This is a genomic window from Meiothermus sp. (assembly GCF_025060375.1).
In the GTDB taxonomy this organism is placed as follows: domain Bacteria; phylum Deinococcota; class Deinococci; order Deinococcales; family Thermaceae; genus Meiothermus.
Map to the genome: position 1 here is coordinate 1 of NZ_JANXCG010000006.1, position 18265 is coordinate 18265.

The 18265-nt window shown below is 64.6% G+C and carries 21 protein-coding genes and 1 rRNA gene; 12 read left to right on the forward strand and 10 right to left on the reverse strand.

Going from position 1 to position 18265, the window contains the following annotated elements; translation table 11 throughout:
- Both NZ849_RS00705 and NZ849_RS00710 read right to left on the reverse strand, forming a co-directional pair.
- Nucleotides 1-144 (reverse strand): 16S ribosomal RNA (locus NZ849_RS00705); the annotation flags it as partial.
- 91 nt (nucleotides 145-235) lie between these two features.
- Complete coding sequence (locus NZ849_RS00710; RefSeq protein ID WP_295403060.1) at nucleotides 236-1369, reverse strand: site-2 protease family protein; 1134 nt, start codon at nucleotides 1367-1369, stop codon at nucleotides 236-238.
- A gap of 81 nt (nucleotides 1370-1450) precedes the next feature.
- Between NZ849_RS00710 and rsmI the strand changes: the two genes are divergently transcribed.
- Nucleotides 1451-2245, forward strand: coding sequence for a 16S rRNA (cytidine(1402)-2'-O)-methyltransferase (gene rsmI / locus NZ849_RS00715; protein ID WP_295387432.1), 795 nt, complete (start codon nucleotides 1451-1453; stop codon nucleotides 2243-2245).
- 71 nt (nucleotides 2246-2316) lie between these two features.
- Nucleotides 2317-3285 (forward strand): 6-phosphofructokinase, encoded by a 969-nt coding sequence (pfkA, locus tag NZ849_RS00720; RefSeq protein WP_295387429.1) that lies wholly within the window; start codon nucleotides 2317-2319, stop codon nucleotides 3283-3285.
- Here the strand turns inward: pfkA and NZ849_RS00725 are convergent.
- Genes NZ849_RS00725 through NZ849_RS00735 form a run of 3 tightly spaced genes read right to left on the reverse strand, consistent with a single transcriptional unit; the run spans nucleotide 3282 to nucleotide 5440 of the window.
- Complete coding sequence (locus NZ849_RS00725; protein ID WP_295387425.1) at nucleotides 3282-4424, reverse strand: MFS transporter; 1143 nt, start codon at nucleotides 4422-4424, stop codon at nucleotides 3282-3284. The two genes, pfkA and NZ849_RS00725, sit on opposite strands and share 4 nt — an antisense overlap.
- Complete coding sequence (locus NZ849_RS00730; RefSeq protein WP_295387422.1) at nucleotides 4421-4921, reverse strand: cupin domain-containing protein; 501 nt, start codon at nucleotides 4919-4921, stop codon at nucleotides 4421-4423. Before NZ849_RS00730 ends, NZ849_RS00725 begins: the two co-directional genes overlap by 4 nt.
- A 3-nt stretch (nucleotides 4922-4924) precedes the next feature.
- Nucleotides 4925-5440, reverse strand: a complete 516-nt coding sequence (locus tag NZ849_RS00735; protein WP_295387420.1) for a metal-binding protein — start codon at nucleotides 5438-5440, stop codon at nucleotides 4925-4927.
- Nucleotides 5441-5594: 154 nt separating this feature from the next.
- On the opposite strand from NZ849_RS00735, the gene NZ849_RS00740 reads away from it, so the two are divergent.
- Genes NZ849_RS00740 through NZ849_RS00750 form a run of 3 tightly spaced genes read left to right on the forward strand, consistent with a single transcriptional unit; the run spans nucleotide 5595 to nucleotide 7527 of the window.
- Nucleotides 5595-6158, forward strand: coding sequence for a TetR/AcrR family transcriptional regulator (locus NZ849_RS00740; protein WP_295387417.1), 564 nt, complete (start codon nucleotides 5595-5597; stop codon nucleotides 6156-6158).
- Nucleotides 6155-6649: a CarD family transcriptional regulator gene (locus NZ849_RS00745; RefSeq protein WP_295387414.1), complete on the forward strand. Its 495-nt coding sequence runs from the start codon at nucleotides 6155-6157 to the stop codon at nucleotides 6647-6649. Before NZ849_RS00740 ends, NZ849_RS00745 begins: the two co-directional genes overlap by 4 nt.
- A gap of 35 nt (nucleotides 6650-6684) precedes the next feature.
- Nucleotides 6685-7527 carry a transglutaminase family protein gene (locus tag NZ849_RS00750; RefSeq protein WP_295403063.1) on the forward strand — a complete coding sequence of 281 codons (843 nt, stop codon included), beginning with the start codon at nucleotides 6685-6687 and terminating at the stop codon, nucleotides 7525-7527.
- Here NZ849_RS00750 and rbsK read toward each other — a convergent pair.
- The 3 genes from rbsK to NZ849_RS00765 are packed head-to-tail and all read right to left on the reverse strand — an operon-like array spanning nucleotide 7524 to nucleotide 9798.
- Nucleotides 7524-8471 carry a ribokinase gene (gene rbsK, locus NZ849_RS00755; protein WP_295387408.1) on the reverse strand — a complete coding sequence of 316 codons (948 nt, stop codon included), beginning with the start codon at nucleotides 8469-8471 and terminating at the stop codon, nucleotides 7524-7526. The two genes, NZ849_RS00750 and rbsK, sit on opposite strands and share 4 nt — an antisense overlap.
- A gap of 3 nt (nucleotides 8472-8474) precedes the next feature.
- Entirely contained in the window at nucleotides 8475-8690 is a 216-nt protein-coding gene (locus tag NZ849_RS00760) for a CDGSH iron-sulfur domain-containing protein (RefSeq protein ID WP_295403066.1), read from the reverse strand.
- 37 nt (nucleotides 8691-8727) lie between these two features.
- Nucleotides 8728-9798, reverse strand: a complete 1071-nt coding sequence (locus tag NZ849_RS00765; protein WP_295387404.1) for a [LysW]-lysine hydrolase — start codon at nucleotides 9796-9798, stop codon at nucleotides 8728-8730.
- A gap of 136 nt (nucleotides 9799-9934) precedes the next feature.
- Between NZ849_RS00765 and NZ849_RS00770 the strand changes: the two genes are divergently transcribed.
- Nucleotides 9935-10174, forward strand: a complete 240-nt coding sequence (locus tag NZ849_RS00770) for a ferredoxin (RefSeq protein WP_295387401.1) — start codon at nucleotides 9935-9937, stop codon at nucleotides 10172-10174.
- 45 nt (nucleotides 10175-10219) lie between these two features.
- On the opposite strand, the gene NZ849_RS00775 is transcribed toward NZ849_RS00770, so the two are convergent.
- Together NZ849_RS00775 and NZ849_RS00780 are read right to left on the reverse strand one after the other, a co-directional pair.
- Nucleotides 10220-11173 (reverse strand): branched-chain amino acid transaminase, encoded by a 954-nt coding sequence (locus NZ849_RS00775; RefSeq protein ID WP_295387399.1) that lies wholly within the window; start codon nucleotides 11171-11173, stop codon nucleotides 10220-10222.
- Nucleotides 11174-11225: 52 nt separating this feature from the next.
- Complete coding sequence (locus tag NZ849_RS00780; RefSeq protein WP_295387397.1) at nucleotides 11226-12026, reverse strand: DUF721 domain-containing protein; 801 nt, start codon at nucleotides 12024-12026, stop codon at nucleotides 11226-11228.
- A gap of 244 nt (nucleotides 12027-12270) precedes the next feature.
- Between NZ849_RS00780 and NZ849_RS00785 the strand changes: the two genes are divergently transcribed.
- From NZ849_RS00785 to NZ849_RS00810, 6 genes are all read left to right on the forward strand, one after another.
- Entirely contained in the window at nucleotides 12271-13767 is a 1497-nt protein-coding gene (locus NZ849_RS00785; protein WP_295403070.1) for an ABC transporter substrate-binding protein, read from the forward strand.
- Nucleotides 13768-13840: 73 nt separating this feature from the next.
- Entirely contained in the window at nucleotides 13841-14788 is a 948-nt protein-coding gene (locus NZ849_RS00790) for an ABC transporter permease (protein ID WP_295387393.1), read from the forward strand.
- Nucleotides 14781-15608, forward strand: coding sequence for an ABC transporter permease (locus NZ849_RS00795; protein ID WP_295387391.1), 828 nt, complete (start codon nucleotides 14781-14783; stop codon nucleotides 15606-15608). The genes NZ849_RS00790 and NZ849_RS00795 overlap by 8 nt, the downstream gene beginning before the upstream one ends.
- A 19-nt stretch (nucleotides 15609-15627) precedes the next feature.
- On the forward strand, nucleotides 15628-16419 hold the full coding sequence (locus tag NZ849_RS00800) for an SDR family NAD(P)-dependent oxidoreductase (protein ID WP_295387389.1): 792 nt from the start codon (nucleotides 15628-15630) through the stop codon (nucleotides 16417-16419).
- Nucleotides 16420-16517: 98 nt separating this feature from the next.
- On the forward strand, nucleotides 16518-17351 hold the full coding sequence (locus NZ849_RS00805) for a carbohydrate ABC transporter permease (RefSeq protein ID WP_295387387.1): 834 nt from the start codon (nucleotides 16518-16520) through the stop codon (nucleotides 17349-17351).
- A 37-nt stretch (nucleotides 17352-17388) separates the two neighbouring features.
- Entirely contained in the window at nucleotides 17389-18183 is a 795-nt protein-coding gene (locus NZ849_RS00810) for a carbohydrate ABC transporter permease (RefSeq protein WP_295387384.1), read from the forward strand.
- Nucleotides 18184-18265 lie beyond the last annotated feature (82 nt).

Below are 18265 nucleotides of genomic sequence, written 5' to 3' on the forward strand. Positions count from 1 at the left end.
CTCCTGGTTGTCCCAGTCTTTGGGGTAGGTCACCTACGTGTTACTCACCCGTCCGCCACTGGCTGCAAAAACAGCCCGTTCGACTTGCATGTCTTAGGCATACCGCCAGCGTTCACCCTGAGCCAGGATCAAACTCTCCAAAAAAATCAACGTGGCTTAGACCACGTGAGGATCGGTTTCACTGGCCTTCCCTTGTCAAGGTTCCCCGCCGCCTTCCGGCAGCGCAACGAGAAGTTTAGCGGCCCCCCAGTGGCCTGTCAAGCCCCCCCACTAGGCTCATCTGCGCTGAGCGAAGCTGCAGAGCCCTCAGAAGGTCGGTTTTGCTCAGGATGCCGACCAGGTTGCCCGCCTCGTCCACCACCACCAACCTAGAAAAGCCCTCCTGGGCCATGCGCTGTAGGGCAACGAGGGCCTCCGCCTCTGGGCCTATTTGTGCTGGTGGGCGCATGCGCTCCAGCACCTGGGTCTGTGGGGTAGCCCCGCGTAGGTCCTCCAGGCTGATAAGGCCCAAGAGCCTCCCTTCCTCCACCACGGGGTAGCCCACATGCCGCTCCTGCATCATCTTGTCCAAAAGCTCAGCCACACTCAGGCTCGGAGGGACCGTGCTCACCTGGCGGGTCATCAAATCGCCCACCCTAAGACCTTCCAAGGTGCGGTTCAGGATGGACTGCTCCGCCTCAGCGCTGGCCGCCATGTAGACAAAAAACGCCACCAGAAGCATGAAGAGGTTACCAATCAAAAGCCCCAACAAGCCCAGGGCAAAAGCCAGCACCTTGCTCACCGCAACAGCCGTCTGGGTAGCCTCGAGGTAGGGGCGGTACAAGGCCAACAGGCTCCGCAGAATACGCCCGCCGTCCAGCGGCAAAGCGGGCAACAGGTTGAAAAGGGCCAGGCTCAAGTTGATGAAGGCTAGGTATCCCAGCAAAAACTGCCCTATCGTCCCCTCAACCAAACCCCGCAACCAGGCGCTCACCCCTGAAAGGAGAAAGCTCACGATGGGGCCAGCGATGGCAATGACCGCCTCAGCCCCCCGGGTCCGGGGTATGGCCTCGAGCTGGGCCACCCCCCCCAGGAGCCAGAGGGTTATCTCGCGGGTCCTCACCCCATAGGCCCGCGCCGCCACGGCGTGGCCCAGCTCGTGCAAAAGCACGCTCAGGAAAAGCCCTAGAGCTGCCATCAACCCCAGCAGGTAGGGCGTGGCCCCCTCAAGAAGCCATGGGGAAGGCTCTATTCGCAGGAGGCGAAGGTACAAAGGGAGCTGGCTGCCTATCAGAAAGGCCAAAAGCGGCAGCACCACCAGGAAGCTCAGATCAAGCGATAGGGGTATACCCAGTGGACGAAAGGGGAGTTTGAGGGTCCGGGAGAACATCCAGCCTATGTTACATCAGGGCATGGGAGCCTCAGAGGCAAACCCCAACGGCCGACCCCCTAGAAGCACTAGACTGGTGGTGTGCGCTTGGTGCTCGTGCCGACCCCCATAGGCAACCTCGAGGACATCACCCTACGGGCACTACGGGTGCTCAGGGAAGCAGATGTGGTGGCCTGCGAGGACACCCGGCGCACCGGAATACTGCTCAAGCACTTCGGCATTGCCAAGCCCACCATAAGGCTTGACCAGCACACCATGGGCCAGGCCAAACGCCTCTTGGAGCGTTACGGGCAGGTGGCCTACACCACCGACGCCGGCACCCCGGGCATTTCCGACCCTGGGGCTGAGCTGGTCTCCTTGGCCCTGCGGGAGGGTTGGGAGGTGGAAGTGCTGCCCGGACCCACCGCTTTCGTTCCCGCCTTGGTGGCCTCGGGTCTGCCCACCGCTCGCTTCACCTTTGAGGGCTTTCTGCCCCAAAGGCGCTCGGAGCAGAGGGAGCGGCTTTCACGGCTTGCCCCCGACCACACGCTGGTGCTCTATGAGGCCCCCCACCGCCTGCGGAGCACCCTGCAAGCCCTGGCTGAATTCTACGGCCCCGAACACCCCATTGCCGTTGCCCGAGAACTCTCCAAAAAGCACGAGGAGCTCTGGAGGGGCACCCTGCAGGCGGCGCTGGAGCGCTTCAGAGAACCTCGAGGCGAGTTCGTCCTGGTGGTGGGGCCCAAAGGGTCTAAGCCCACCCCAGAACAACCCGAGGCCACGGAGCTCGCCGCCCAGCTCCGGGCCCAAGGCCTAAAGGGCAGAGCGCTGGTCAAGGCCCTGGTGGAAGCCGGTGTACCCCGCAACCAGGCCTACGCCCTGGCTCACCTGACATAAGCGCGCGGTTTCCCGGTAAACTAACTGGCGGCTTTTGGCCTGTCGTTCCTGAGTCCTTTTGCGGAGCCTGCATGAAGCGAATCGCAGTGTTTACCAGTGGAGGGGACGCCCCGGGAATGAACGCGGCCATCCGGGCGGTGGTGCGCAGCGGGGTTGCCCACGGCCTGGAGGTCATCGGCATACGCAACGGCTACCGAGGCATGATAGAGGGCGATTTTGTGCCCCTGGGGCCGCGGGACGTGGCCAACATCCTTCAGCGGGGGGGCACCATCCTGCTCACTGCCCGCAGCAAGGAGTTTATGAGCCCCGAAGGCCGGGCCAGAGCCGCGGAGAACCTAAAAAAAGCCCGGATAGACGGGGTGATCGCCATCGGCGGAAACGGCACCTACACCGGAGCGGCCAAGCTGATTGAGGAGCACCACATCCCAGTGGTGGGCGCCCCCGGCACCATTGACAACGACCTGTACGGCACCGACTACACCATTGGCTTTGATACAGCCGTAAACACCGCCCTGGAGGCCATCGACCGTATCCGCGACACCGCCGCCAGCCATTCCAGGGTTTTCTTCATCGAGGTAATGGGCCGCCATGCGGGTTTCATCGCGCTCGAGGTGGGCATCGCCGGCGGAGCTGAGGTCATCGTGATTCCCGAGATTCCCACCGACGCCAAAACCTGCGCTGAGGTCATCAACAAATCGGCCGAAAGGGGCAAGCGCTCCTCTATTGTGGTGGTGGCCGAGGGAGGCTATGAGGGAGGGGCCGAGCAACTGGAGAAGGACGTGCGCCAGTACTCCGGCTTTGAGGGTCGGGTCTCGGTCCTGGGGCACATCCAGCGGGGCGGCAGCCCCACTGCCAAGGACCGGGTGCTGGCCAGCCGGCTGGGCGCAGCAGCGGTGGAGGCCCTGCTCCGCGGGGCCAGCGGGGTGGCGGTGGGCGAGGTAAACGATGAAATTCGCCTCACCCCCTTTAGGGAAGCCATTGAGCGGCGCAAAGAAATCCGCCATGAAAAGTTCGAGCTAGCCAAGGTGTTGGCCCTCTAACCGGCCCTGCGGGGGTGCAGCAGTCCCGCCATTGCGGCAATCAACAAGGACAGCCCCGCCACCAAAGCCAGTGAAACCCGCAAAGAAGTGGCCTCAGCGATAAGCCCTATTACGGGTGGCCCGGCCAGAAAGCCTAGATAGCCCATGGTAGCCACCGAGGCCAGGGCCACCCCGGCCGGTACCCCTGGCACCCGCCCGGCTGCGCTGAAGGTTAGAGGGAAAAGCGTACAATACCCTAGCCCCACCACCGCAAAACCCAAGAGGGCCACCCCCGCATACTCGGTCAGCAGGACCAGCCCAAATCCCGAGGCCGCCAGCAGGCCGCCGGCTCGAGCCAGGGCCACCGGGCCGAAGCGGTGGGTGAGGGCGTCCCCACTCAGGCGCCCCACCACCATGGCCAGAGAAAAGGCCGAGTAGGCCAGGGCAGCCACGGCCTCGCTGCTGCCCAGCACCTGCCTCATGAAAACCGCGCTCCAGTCGCCCACCGCCCCTTCGCCCAAGCCCGTGCAAAACACGATCAGGCCAAGGCCCAGAAGTACACCCCGGGGCCAGACAAACCGCGGCCCCCCTGTAGTAGGCCGGGCCTCCAGCAGGTGACGGCTGGCCCAGAACAGGAGGACCGCCGACCCCACCGCAGTCCAGCCAAAAAAGGCCAGGGGCCCCATCCCTACCCCTGCAGCAGCCCCACCCAAGGCTGCCCCCACCAAGCCTCCCAAGCTGAAAAAGGCGTGGAAGCCGGACATAACGGGCCGGGCCAGCCGCCGTTCCGCCTCCACAGCCTGGGCGTTCATGGAAACGTCCATGGCTGCATTGGCGAAGCCAAAGAAGAAAAGGGCCAGAGCCAGCACTCCCCCGCTGCCCGACAGGGCCAGCAGGGGCAAGGCCAGGCAGTTAGCCAGGGCCGAGCCAATGAGCACAGGCCGGCTTCCCAGGTGGACGATGAGCCCTCCGGTAAGGGGCATGGCTAGCACCAGGCCCAAGGGGGCGCTGAGCAAGATTAGGCCCAGCTCTCCAGTGCTGAGGCCCAGGTTCTGCTTGATGGCCGGGATGCGGGAGACCCAGGCAGCGACAAGCAACCCACAGACAAAAAAGACCAGGTAGATGGCCAAGCGGGCCTGCAAAAGGTGCTCCCTGTTCATCGGGTGAGCCTTTCTATAAGCGCGCGGTGCTGGGGAAAGCGGCCAATAAGGGCATGCCGTTCGGCCAGCTCGAGGTCGGCAAAGTCAAAGCCAGGGGCCACGGTGCAGCCCACCAAGGCAAAGCTACGGGGCTCCTCGAGGCTCGCCGCAAACCAGTGGCCCGCGGGAACCACGGCCTGAAACTGCTGGCCGCGCGTGGGGTCGGGCCCCAAAGAAAAAACCTTCAGCTCCCCCGAAGGGGAGATGAGCCAGAGGGTAAGGGGAGCCCCCAGGTAGAAATGCCATACCTCGTCGCTTTGCAGGCGGTGAAAGGCCGAAAAATCGGGGTGCTCCAGTAGGTAGTAAATCGCCGTGGAAAAGGGCCGGCTCCCTCCGTAACGGGCAGGCAAGGCCGTGCCGTCCAGCTCCTCAGCGGCCCGGTAGGTCTGGCGGTAGTACCCTCCTTCGGGGTGGCGGATCAGCTCGAGCCTCTCTATCCAAAACGACGCACTTCGCATAGTTCAACGGCGGCGCTTGGCCCGCCACAGCGGGCTGGGATCAGGCCAGATCCCATCGGCCAGCAGGTGCAGCCACTGGGAGGCATAATACCCCATTACCAAAGCCCAGACGACCTCCTGCGGGGGGGCCTGGACGCTCGCCCTCAGGTCCAGGCCCAGCCCCAGGTAGCCGAACAAGGCCTGAACAGCCCAGCCCAGGACCAGCCCTACCCCTCCCAGGTAGAGCAGCCGGGTGAGCGGTCCCACAACCCAGGTGTGGGAAAGACCGCGGTGGGGAAACATCCACCCATACGGCACCCAAAGCCAGCCCAGCCAGCCCCACCGGCTCTTGGAGCGCACCCTCCGTTCGGCTAGGTCCAGGTCGGGGGTGATAAGGAAGGTGCCCGCCAGGTAGCTCCCCACGAAGGCCACCGCCACCGGCTCCGGCAGGGCAAGCTGCTCCCGATAGGCCCAGTAAGCGGCGGCGGCCAAGCCCAGCACGCTTAGGTTGATGGCCTCGTGTACCCGTCCCGATGGCACAGGGCTAGTCTAGCCTCCAGAAGACAAAGCGGCCACCGGTTGCATAAAAATCGGGGAAAACTAAGCGCAGGAAACCTGCAAAAAACCGCGTACTTGGCAGATGGAAGGCCCCATCTCATCCACACCACCCGGCCCTCTGTTAGACTATATATTCGTGACCGTGGAGGCTCGGAGTGCCCCCAAGCGCGAGGCAATCCTCGAGGCGACCATCCGAGTCCTAAGGGACCGAGGGTTGTCGGGCCTAAAAATCGAGGAGGTGGCTAGGGAGGCCGAGGTCGGAAAGGGCACGGTTTACCTCTACTTCCGAGACAAACAGGACCTGCTCAAAGCGCTGGTGGAGCACCACACCTTTTCCTACTACCGCAAGGTGGAAGGCGTGGTGCGCCAGGAGGCCTCCTTCCGCCAGCGGCTGGCCGAGGTGGTGCGGCTTCGCATCGCTTGGGTGGAGGAATGGCGTGGGCTTTGGGCAGCGGTGGCGCGGGAGGCCCATCCAACCGACACCAGCGGATGGCTCCGGGGTATGCACGAACACTACCAGCACCTGCTGGAGAGGCTGGTGCGGGACGGCCAGGCCCGGGGCGAGGTGCGGCCTGACCTCGACGTGAGCCTCACCGCTGCCAGCATCGCCGCCCTGGCCTGCAGCCCGCAGCTCGAGTTTCCGCGGGAAACCTACCTCGAGCACCTGCTCGAGGTCCTTTTGAAAGGAGTGGCGTTGTGAGCGAGTACCGTCCAGGAGATAAGGTTGTTCTGCCGCCGTATGGCGTAGGCGTGGTGGCGGGGATAGCCCAACGTTCGGTGGCCGGCGCGGACAAGTCCTACTATCAAGTTGACTTTCCCGGAACCCGTTCTAAGGCTTATGTGCCGGTAGAGTCCCCCCAAAGCACCCGCCTGCGCCGGGCCTTGTCGCCGGACCAGGTAAGCGAGATCCTAGCCCTGCTGCGCGATGGCCGCCTGCCCTTACCCCGGCAGTGGGCCGCTCGGCATCGCAAAACCACCGAGATTCTGGCTGAAGGCGACCCCTTCCGCATCGCCACCCTGGCGGGCCAGCTCCGGGCTTGGGAGCTGGAAAAGGGCCTACCCGACCTAGACCGTCAGGCCCTGCGAAGGGCCCTGCACTTGCTGGCCGAGGAAATCTCCCAGGTGTTGGAGATAAGCCCCGAGGAGGCCCGAAAGATGTTTGAGGAGGCCGTAGGCGAGGGCCTCAACTGAGCTGAGCCCACCCCAAGGAGCCCCTAGAGGGCTCCTTGTGCTACTTTGGGGTTGTGCTCCTTTCGGTCTACCATCTGACCGAGTACAGCTACCCCGAAGCAGCCAAGGACTCCTACAACGAGCTTTGGCTCTGCCCAGCAGACGACCATCGGCAGGGGCTCCTCGAGTTCTGCCTCAACATCACCCCCCCTGCCCGAACCCAAAGCCGCCGGGACTACTTTCAAAACCGAGTCTACCAGTTCCACATCCCCCAGCCCCACCGGCAGCTAAGGGTGGAGGCGCGGGCCCGGGTGGTCACATTTCCTTCCCCCCAGCCCCACGAGGTAGCCCTTCAGGCCCTCCACCCGCTGAAAGGGCGGTTCTTTGACTACCTGACCCCCACCCCTCGTATCCCGCTTCACCACCCCTGGCTCGAGCTCCTGGACCTCCGCCAGCCCCACCCAAAGGAAGGGTTGCACGCCTACTTGCTCGAGGTCACCCAGCACATCCATCAGGTCTTCACCTACGACCCCGAGGCCACCCGGCTGGACACACCGCTTCACCAGGTGGTGCGGGGCCGGGCTGGGGTCTGCCAAGACTACGCCCAAGCCATGCTGGCGGCCTTGCGCAGCCTGGGCATTCCAGCCCGCTACGTCTCGGGCTATCTGGTCGGCGGGGTTGGTGCAGAGGGCAGCCACGCCTGGGTAGAGGTCTTCCTGCCGGGGACAGGCTGGCTCGGCTACGACCCCACCAACAACAGCGTGGTCGGCGAGGCCTACGTGAAGAAAGCTCATGGGCGCGACTACGACGACTGCCCGCCCCTGCGGGGCCAGCGCCGGGGCGGGGGTCTGGAGCAGCTTCGGGTCTCGGTCCAGGTGGAGGCTTTGGAGCACCTCTAGGAAAGCTGGGCCACCCCTTCCAACACCTCGGCCCGGCAGGGCAGGGCTGACTGGGCCCCCATCCGGGTGGTGGCCAGGGCACCGGCCACCACTCCCCAGCGCACTGCTTCGGCCAGATCGCGCCCCTCGTACAGGGCTGCTACCAGGGCACCCACAAATGCATCGCCAGCCCCTGTGTTGTCCACGCTCTTCACCCTGAGGGCAGGCCGGTAGCCCGAAGTTTCCGGCCCAGCCCAGACCGCTCCCTGCTCGCCCAAGGTAATCACCACGCTGGCCACCTTCTGGCTCAACTGCTGGGCCAGCTCGAGGGCCGCCTCGGGTGAGGCCGGCGCCACGCCGGTCAGACCCAGCGCCTCGCTTTCGTTGATGACCAGAACGTCCACCTGGTCCAAAAGCTTTTCGGGAAGCTTCTGGACAGGGGCAGCGTTCAAGACCACCCGGGCCCCAGCCGAGCGGCCCAGCTCCGCAGCCCGGCGCACGGTGTCCAGGGGGATCTCGAGCTGCAAAACCACCACTCTAGCGCCCTCAAACTCCGCCGGGGTCAGGTGCTCTGGGCGAAGGCGATGGTTGGCCCCGGGGGATACGATGATGGTGTTCTCTCCCTCTTCGTCCACCGCGATAAAGGCCACGCCGGTTGGAGCGGGAATGGGTAGGACGGCGTGGACATTGATCTGCTCACGCTTGAGGCCATTGCGGAGCCGCTGACCAAATTCGTCTTGCCCCACCCGACCGATCATGCGCACAAGGGGCTGGGCAGGGGCCCCGCTGGCCTTGGCGGGGGCCGTCTTCCCTAGCATCCGGGCAGCCGCCACGGCCTGATTGGCCCCCTTGCCCCCGCAGTGGGTTTCATAGTCCGAGCCCAAAACGGTCTCCCCAGGATGGGGGTGCCGCCTGACCCGCACCAACAAGTCCATGTTCAGGCTTCCTACCACCACCACGCCCATGGCCTACAGCTCAGCCTCCAACTCCATCTCCCCCGCCGGCGCTTGAAAGCCCACCCGCTTGTGGCTCCCGTCGCAAAGGGGTTTGGCACCCGACCAACCGCAGCGGCACAGGGCCAGCTTAGCCCTCTCCAATCGCCTCTCCTCCCCGTTGAGCAGGTACCGGCTTCCCTCGGGTAGGTCCAACACCAGCGACCCATTCTCCCGCAAGCGGATTTTCATACCCAAAGCCTAAGCGCTCCCCCAACAACCCACAAGTCTAAGACGAGGGTTTTCCAGCCTGCTCCGCCAAACGCACCAAGGCCAGACGCAGGACCTCGATGGCCTTGAGAAACTCGGGGATCTCCAGGTGCTCCGTGGGGGTGTGGTCAAGGGTGGAATCCCCAGGCCCATAGGCCACCATCGGTACCCTCCAGTGCGGGGCCACCACGTTCATATCCGAGGTTCCGGTCTTGTACTTAAACACCGGCTCACCCCCCACCTCGCGGATACCCGCACGGAGGGCCCGGGTCAGAGGGGTGTCCTTGGGGCCCACGTAGGGCACCTCGCGCCCCGAGAAGTCCAGGTCAAGGGTGGGGGGAGCATAGGCGGTGAGGTGGCGGATGGCCTCCTCCACCGGTAGCCTGGGCGGCAGGCGCAGGTCAAACCTCATCTCGGCGCGCTGGCGATTGTCGGGGTTCTCGATGTGGAACTCCCGCAGGCTGTACTGCACCTGGTGAAAGGGACCCTGACCTACATTCATAGCCTCAGCCCAGGCCTTGATGCTCACAAAGTAACTCACCAGTTCCTCGGCCGCGTTGGGCTCGTGGTGAGCTGAGTGGAAGTTGTCCTTTTCCCTGCGAACCCGAACCAGCAGGCGCCCTTTGTAGCCCAGGGTAATGCCCTGCCAGCCAGAGGGCTCCCCAATGACCACGAAGTCTGGGCTAAGCTTGTCCACCACGTAGCGGGCCCCCTTAGAACTGGGCACCTCCTCCTCGGTGGCCCCCACCACGTGAAGGGTCATCCGCTCCAGGGCCGAGGCCGGTAGGCTCGAGGCGGCCATCACAAAAGCCACAAAAGGCCCCTTGGCGTCCACCGACCCCCGCCCAAAGAGCTTGTCGCCCACCAACCGCACCGGCACCTCCCCCGGTACCGTGTCGATATGCCCGAGCAGCACCACCTGCAACGGTCCGGTTCCCACCTGCCCTCGGGCATTTTCGGCCTCGTCCACCCAGGCTTTGGCATAGCCCAGCCGACGCATACCCTCAACCAGGTACTCTGCCACCGCGCGCTCCTGGCCCGACACCGAGGGAATCTCCAGAGCGCCCCGCAAAAACTCCACCGCTTCCATACGCGCACACGAAGAGCGCCCAGGGGCGCTTCGTGAATCCAGTATATTGGCGCCTTGACTTTTCGCAGATTCCCCTAGAATAGGTAGCTAGGCCCAAGGTCGCCCCAAGCGGCCCGTTGCCAAAGAGGAGGAAGCCATGCCCCACGTGATCACCGAACCCTGCATCGGAACCAAGGACAAGTCCTGCGTAGAGGTCTGCCCGGTTGAGTGCATCTACGACGGTGGAGACCAGTTCTACATCCACCCCGACGAGTGCATTGACTGCGGGGCCTGCGTCCCCGCCTGTCCGGTGTCCGCCATCTACCCTGAGGAAGACGTCCCTGAGCAGTGGCGCGACTACATCGCCAAGAACCGCAAGCTTGCGGGCCTAGAGTAGCCGCAAGGCCAGAGGCGGTGTCGCCTGCGGCCTTGCAGGGCCTTTTCACACGTAGGTCAGCCAGCCCTCGTAGCGGGGGTTCATGCCCTGAACCACCTCCATGTAGGCGGCCCGAAGGCGGAGCGTGTGGGGGCCGGCTTCGCCGTTTCCAATGGGGCGGTGGTCGAGGTAGGAGATGGGGGTGACCTCAGCGGCGGTGCCCACCATGAAGGCCTCGTCGGCCATGTAGAGCTGGTCGCGGGTGGCCCGCACCTCCCGAACCTCGTAGCCCAGATCGCGGGCCAGGACTATCACCGTGTCGCGGGTGATGCCCATCAGGTTAACCGAGTGCTCGATGGCATAGAGCACCCCTCCACGGAAGAAGAAGATGTTCTCCCCCGACCCCTCAGCGATAAAGCCCTCCTTGTCCAGCAGCAAAGCCTCATCGGCCCCTGCCTGATGCGCCTCCATACGAGCTAGAGCGCTGTTGACATAGTTTCCCCCAACCTTGGCCTTACCGGGCATCACGTTGGCGGGAAAACGGGCCCAAGAGGACGTGATCAGCCGGGCCCCCTTGCGCACTGCCTCGTCCCCCAGATAGGTGCCCCACTCCCAGGCCGCCACCATCACCTCGGCAGGGTTGTTGGGCAGCGGGTTTACCCCCAGGGTATGGGCCCCCATCCAGGCCAGCGGACGGATGTAGCAGCTCCTGTAGCCGTTGGCCCGGACCACCTCCAAAATGGCCTGGTTGATAGCCTCAGGACCGAAGGGCATCTCAAAACGCATCACCCTGGCGCTGTGAAAGAAGCGCTCAGTGTGCTCCCGTAAGCGGAAAACGGCCGGGCCCTTGGGGGTTTCGTAGGCCCTAAGCCCCTCAAAGATGCTGGTGCCGTAGTGAAGCGCGTGGGTCAGCACCGAGACCTTAGCCTCCTCCTGAGGGACCAGCCGCCCGTTAAACCAAATGAGCCCCGCCTTTATCCTGCTATCGCCGCCAATTTTGGGTCGGGTTTCGGTGGACATGAATTCCTCCAGACAAGCGCCCAACAGGCTAAGCCGAGGGCGGTATGGCTCATCATATCTCCTTTAGCAAGGAGAGCACCGCCTCAGGCAGCAAGTGGCGGTAGGACCGAACTTCCTGCTGCCCTGTGCGAAGCTGGAGGTAACGGCGTGCGGTATCCCGCAGTATGGCGATGAGCTCGGGGTCTCGGACCGCCTCAGGCAGGAGTTCCTGGAGCTGGGCCCAAAGCCTTTGCTGAGCCAGGTACCGTGCCGCCTCGAGCGGCTCTCCCTCGAGCCTGGGCCGGAGCGGAAAGCAAACCAGCCGAGCAGCCTCCCGCTGCACGTAGGGCTGCGCCAGCAAGCGCCCGCAGGAAGCGCAGGGCCGCTTCGGACTGGAGGCCCCGCACACCGGGCACGGGGGGTGGGGGCTGGCCTTCTGCTTTCGGAGCACTGCCCTGCCCGCGCCCATGACAGCCTGGCGAAGCGCCGGATGCACCCTCTCCGCCAACGCCTGCAGGTCCGCCTCTTCAGCAGGGGCAATAGGCGGGAGGGGCGGGTCTTCAGCCCTGGTCTTCCCTTTGGAAACGGCCCCCACCTGAAACCGCACCTCCCGCACTACCCCGGGGAGCATTTCCTGGTAGCGCCGGACCAACTCCTCCTTTAGGTAGGTAAGCTGATGGGCCACCACCGAGTCCGGCACCCGCACAAACAACACCCCACCCTCCAACCGCTCGGCCTGGCTCATCTCGCTTAGGATGGGCCCTACCACCCGAGGCCATAGCAAAAGCACTCGGCCTCGCTGGAGGCCAGACTGAAAGGGGTTCTGCTCCAGAATTTTCTGGATGATCTCAGCGGCCGACCGGGCCTCCGACATGCCTATAGGGTAGACCTCGAGGGAAGGTCTGGCTAGGAGAAAGCCTTGGCTCGAGGGTGCTTTCCAAGGCGGGGCACCCCGTGTTATGGTTGCAATTACGAGCGAGGCCGAAGGAGGCTCTGCTGGGCTTCTTTCGGAGTGGGAAGGGTGGAGAAAACCCGACCCAGCACACCGGTGAGGCATTCGCCCACCCGCGCGGCGCGACCATAAATCGCGATTTTTCCCACTACAAGGAGGAAGCGTGATGAAGCGTTGGTTGCTCGTCGGTTTGCTGGCTCTCTTTGGGCTGGGCCTGGCCCAGCAGCGGGGGGGTTCCATCACCATCGCCCTTCAGACCGAGCCCGCGGCCTGGGACCCCACCCAGGTGGCCGGGGCTGATATCTCCCGGGTGGTGTACGACAACGTGCTCCAGGGACTGGTAAAGCGCAACCCTAAGGGCGAGATCGTGCCTTCGCTGGCCACCCGCTGGACGGTCTCGGACTCGGGGCTCACCTACACCTTCACCCTGCGCCAGGGGGTGAAGTTCCACGACGGCTCCGACTTCACCGCGCAGGACGTGCTGGCCAAGTTCAACCGGGCCAGAAACCCCGACACCCGGGCCTCGGGCCATCTGCGCCCCGACCTCTACCGCGACATCGCCGAGGTCACGAGCCCAAACCCCAACACGGTGGTCTTCCGCCTGCGCCAGCCCAACAACGACTTCCTTTTCATCCTCTCGCGCCCTGAGTCGCTGATTGGCCCGCGCCAGCGGCCCCTTGCGGAACAGCGGGTGCAGCCCATTGGCACCGGGCCCTTCCGCTTTGCCGCCTGGGAGCGGGGGGTGGCGGTGCGGCTCGAGCGCAACCCCAACTACTACCTGCCGGGCCTGCCCTACCTGGACCGGGTCAACTTCCGCTTCCTGGGGGACGGGGATGCCCAGCTTGCGGGTCTGCGGGCAGGCGACCTGGACGTGATTGCCTACGCCCTGTTGCCCGAGAACGCGGTGGTGCTCTCGCGGGACAGCAACTTCAGGGTGTTCTCCGGCTCGGCCACCGCCGAGGCGGTGGCTGGCTTCAACAACAGCCGCCCCCCCTTCAACGACGTACGGGTGCGCCGGGGCATCACCCTGGCCATCAACAAGGATGAGCTCATCCAGGGGGCCATGCTGGGCTACGGTACCAAGATCGGCTCCATGCGCTCGCCCGGCGAGGCCTGCTCCGTTGACCTCTCCAACGTCAACGCCTATAACCCCGACGAGGCCCGCCGCCTCCTAGCCGAAGCCGGCTTCACCAACCAGAACCCCCTGCGCTTCACCTTCAACCTGGCCGCCGAGTTCCCCTACGAGCGGCGCATTGGCGAGGCCTTGGTGGCCCAGCTCAACAGGCTGGGGCCCCTGCAGGTAACCATTCAAGTGACCGACTTCAACACCTGGATTCAGCGAGTCTTCACCCAGGCCGACTACGCCATGACCATCATCGGCCACGTGGAAGCCAACGACATCGGCAACTACGCCAACCCCCGCTACTACTGGCGCTACAACAACCCCCGCTTCCAGCAGCTTTTCACCCAGTACCTGCGGGCACCAAACCAGACCAGGGCCTGCGAGGCCCTGGCCGCAGCCCAGCGCCTTTTGGCCGAGGACGCCGCCAGCGTGTGGGTGATGAGCCTCCCTGCGCTGGGAGCCCATCGGGCTCGGGTGCAGAACTGGCCGGAGGGCTTCCTCTCCCCTGGCATCAGCCTGGCCGAGGTCTGGGTGCGGTAGCCAAATGAGGTAGACAACCGGTGGTCAGGCTGGTTTGGCCACCGGTCTTCTGCTGTAAGCTGCGGCTGTCCTTATGCTTTCCTACGCCCTCAGGCGTCTGGCCCTCGCCCTGGTCACCCTCTGGCTGGCTACCCTGCTGGTCTTTGGGGCCCTGCTCCTAATCCCGGGCAACCCAGCCCAGGCCATCCTCGGCCTCGAGGCCACCCCTGAGGATGTGGCGGCCTTGGAGGCCCGGCTGGGCCTAGACCGCCCCCCCCTCGAGCGGTACCTGGGCTGGCTGGGAGGGGTGCTGCGGGGCGACCTGGGCCAGTCCATCCGCTACGAGCAGCCCATCTCGGCGCTGATTGCGGCCCGGCTGGGCATCACCCTGCCCATCGTGGCGGCCTCCTTGCTCTTGGCCACCCTAATTGCTGTTCCGCTGGGCATTCTGGCCGCCCGGCGGGCAGGAAGCCTGGTGGACCTTGCGGTCTCGCTGGGGGCGCTTTTGGGCATCGTGCTGCCCTCGTTCTGGGTAGGGCTGATGTTCATCTACATCTTCATCGTCTGGCTCAAGCTACCCCTGCCCACCAGTTTCCCCATTGAGGGTTGGGGGAACCCCGAGCGGGCCCTGGCCGCGCTGGTGCTGCCGGTGCTCACGGTAGGACTGGCCAGCGCCTCGTTCCTGGTGCGGCTGGTGCGGGGAAGCGTGCTCGAGGTCTTGCAGCAGGACTACATCCGTACCGCCCGGGCCAAGGGCCTCTCCGAACGGGTGGTGCTCTACAAGCACGCCCTCCGGAACGCCTCCTTGCCTGTGGTCACGGTGCTGGGGCTCGAGTTCGCCAACCTACTCATCGCCACGGTGGTGGTGGAAACCGTCTTCGGCATTCCCGGTCTAGGCTCCCTATCGCTCACCGCGATCAGCGCCCGCGACTACCCACTGGTGCAGGGGTTGGTGTTGGTCATCGCAGCTTTCATTGTGCTGATGAACCTGCTGGTGGACTTGCTCTACGGTCTGCTGGACCCAAGGGTGAGCTATGGGTAGGAAGAGATGGCGGCAACTGCCCCTTTCCCTAAGGCTAGGGGCCTTCCTGATCGGTCTGGTCCTGCTGATGGCCCTGGCGAGCAGCCTCAACCCCACCGACCCCAACGCCACCACCCCGAACCGCCTGGCCCCGGTTTTTTCCCAAGGACACCCCTTGGGCACCGATATCCTGGGCCGCGACACCCTAGCCAGGGTGCTGGCTGGGGCCCAAAACGCCCTCTACGTGGGCCTGGTGGCGGTGGGCATCGGGCTCTCGCTGGGAATGGCCCTGGGGGTTCTGGCGGGGTATGTGGGGGGCTGGCTAGACCAGGCCCTCTCCGTGCTGTTGGAAGCCCTTTACGCCCTACCCGCCCTGCTGCTGGCCCTCCTGCTGGCAGCGGTCTTCAGCCCGGGGGTGACCACCTCCATGGTGGCCATTGGGCTGGCGGCAGTGCCTGCCTTTGCTCGAGTGGCTCGAGCCGGGGTGCTGGCGGTCAGAAACCTCCCTTACATTGAGGCGGCCCGGGCCTTAGGAGCGGGCAGCGGGCGCATCGTGCTGAGGCACATCCTGCCCAATATCCTAGGGCCCTTGGTGGTGCAGGCCAGCCTGGCTTTTGCCGTGGCCATCCTGGCTGAGGCCGCGCTCTCGTACCTGGGCCTCGGCACCCAGCCCCCCGACCCGAGCTGGGGCCGGATGCTGCGGGAAGCCCAGAGCTACCAGGAGCTCACGCCCTACCCGGTCGTCTTCCCGGGTCTAGCCATTGGGCTTGCAGTTTTGGGCTTCAACCTGCTGGGCGACGGCCTGCGGGACTACCTTGACCCTAGAAGGCAGAGCCGATAGGCCCTATGCTGGGGTGGGCATGAACTATGCAGAGATGTTCCGACTAGACGGGCAGGTGGCCTTGGTGGTGGGGGGTGGTTCGGGTATCGGGCAGGCCTCGGCCGAGGCTCTGGCTGCCCAAGGGGCCGCGGTAGTGGTGGCCGACCTAAAGGCCGAGCTTGCAAACAACACTGCGGCCAAGATCCAAGCCCAGGGCGGACAGGCAGAGGCCCAGGAGGTCAACCTCACCAACGCCCACGAAGTCCAAAGGCTCATCCAGGACCTTTGGGAAAGGTATGGCCGGCTGGACATTGCCGTGACCACCCCCAGCATCAACATCCGCAAACCTGCCCTGAGCTACAGCAGCGAGGAGTTTGACCGGGTGGTGGGGGTCAACCTTAGGGGAACCTTCCATCTCCTAACCGAGGCTGGCCGGGTCATGGCGGAACAGGGTTCAGGCGTCCTTATTGCCTTTTCCTCTATCCGCTCCTTGGTGGTGGAGCCAGGGCAGTCGGTCTACGCCATGACCAAGGCCGGTACCGTTCAGCTCATCCGTGGCCTGGCCGCAGAACTGGGACCTCGGGGGGTGCGGGCCAACGCCATCGCCCCCGGGGTGATCGATACCCCTCTTACCGCCCCCATAAAGGAAAGGCCTGAGTGGTACAAAGCTTACGCCGAGCGCAGCATCCTCAAGCGTTGGGGCCGACCGGAGGAGGTGGCGGCTGCGGTGGTGTTCTTGGCCTCCCCAGCCGCCTCCTACATCACCGGCACCGTGCTCTTTGTAGATGGCGGTTGGACAGCGATAGACGGACGCTTCGAGCCGCCCCTGTGAGCCCGGGTTGAACTTGGTTCAGGCCCTGCAAACCCCGGAGCAGGCCGCCGGTATAGTAACCTGGGAGCGTTTGCCCTTTTGGGCAGACGAGGTTGCGCATGGGTCGGAGGTCCGCCTACTGGTTCGCCCTTCCTGCGGTGGGATTCCTGGGGCTCTTTCTGCTCTATCCCTTTTTGGACGTGCTGCGCTTCTCCACCTGGGACTGGTCGGGACTTTCCGAGCCCAGGCCCATCGGCCTTGAAAACTATTGGGACATCCTCCAAGACCCCGATTTCTACAAAAGCCTGCGCATCACCCTGGTCTTCGGGGCCATGACCCTGCTCCCCTTCATCCTGCTTTCCATACTGCTCGCACTGGCCCTAGACGGCCAGCCCTACGAACGCCCGGTCAAGGCTCTGCTCTTCCTGCCTGGGCTGGTCACCCTGGGGGGGGCCACGGTGGCCTGGTACACCCTATTCAGCCCCGAATACGGGGCCCTGGCCTCGCTGGTACCGGTACCCCGCTGGGACCAAAGTCCCTTCTGGGCCCTGGTACTGGTGAGCCTCTTCACCATCTGGCGACACATCGGATACGGGGTGCTGGTGGTTTCGGCAAGGCTCAAGGCCATCCCCAAGACGCTGCTCGAGGCCGCCGCAGTGGACGGGGCTTCTCCCGCACAAACCTTTCGCTTCATCACCCTGCCCCTCCTGCGGCCGGCCATCACTTACCTGCTGGTCATCGGCACGGTGCTCTCGCTCCAGTCCTACACAGCGGTCTTCCTGCTGACCCGGGGGGGGCCTTTTGGAGGCACCGAGGTGCTCGGCTACTACCTGTACAAGACCGGTTTCGAGGTGGGCCGGCTGGGCTACGCCGCAGCGCTCACGGTGGTCATCCTGCTGCTGACCCTGTTCTTCGCTGCGGCCCAGGTACGGCTCTTGCGGGAGGAGAAATGAGCGGGCGGTCTTTGCTGCTGGACAGGAGGTGGGCCTGATGCGCTGGGCCGGCCATGCCTTTGTGGGAGTGGTGGTCTTCCTGGTAGCCCTGCCCTTCATCTGGATGGCCTACGCCGCCTTCATCCCACCCCAACTCATCTTTACCGGCGACATCTTCAGCCAGCTCGCCTTCAGCCTGGAAAACTTCCGGGTACTGAGCCAGGAAGGGTTTTGGGATGGATTTTGGGGGCGCCTCCTCTTCTCAGCCCTCCTCACCGGAGGGGTGACCCTGCTCCAGCTCCTTACCGGGTTCCTGGCCGCCTATGCCCTAAAGGAGGGAGCCCCCTTGCTACCCTTCTTCCTGCTCCTTCTGGCCATCCCGGTGGAGCTCCTGCTGGTGCCTCTCTATGGTCTATTGGCCGGGCTTCGCCTGCTGGACACGCTGTGGGCCCTGGTTCTGCCCTTCGCGGCAAGCCCCTTCATCGTCTACCTGCTCTTCCAAGGGATGCGCACCGTGCCAGAGGAGCTTTTAGAGGCAGCCAGGCTCGATGGGGCGGGCCACCGGGTACTCCTGACCCGCATCCTGCTGCCCCTTCTGCGACCCCAGCTTATCGCCGCGGGGGTGCTGGCTTTTGCTGCCCACTGGAATCTGGTGCTCTACCCTCGCATCGTGGCCGGAAGCAAGGAGCTCAAGACGGTGCAGACCTGGATTACCGACCTGCAGCGGCAAAACCCCGCCGACTGGGGCCCGCTTTCCGCTGCAGCCCTGGCCGCCACCCTGCCCCTGGTCATCGTCTACCTGCTCTACGAGCGCCGCATTGTAGAGACCTTTGAGGAAGGGCTAAAGGGCTGAGCTGGGGGGCTCGAGCCAAACAAACAGCTTTCTCATCTGCCCTATGCCAAACTTATCTGGGGCCTGAAGAGGGCCGGGAGGA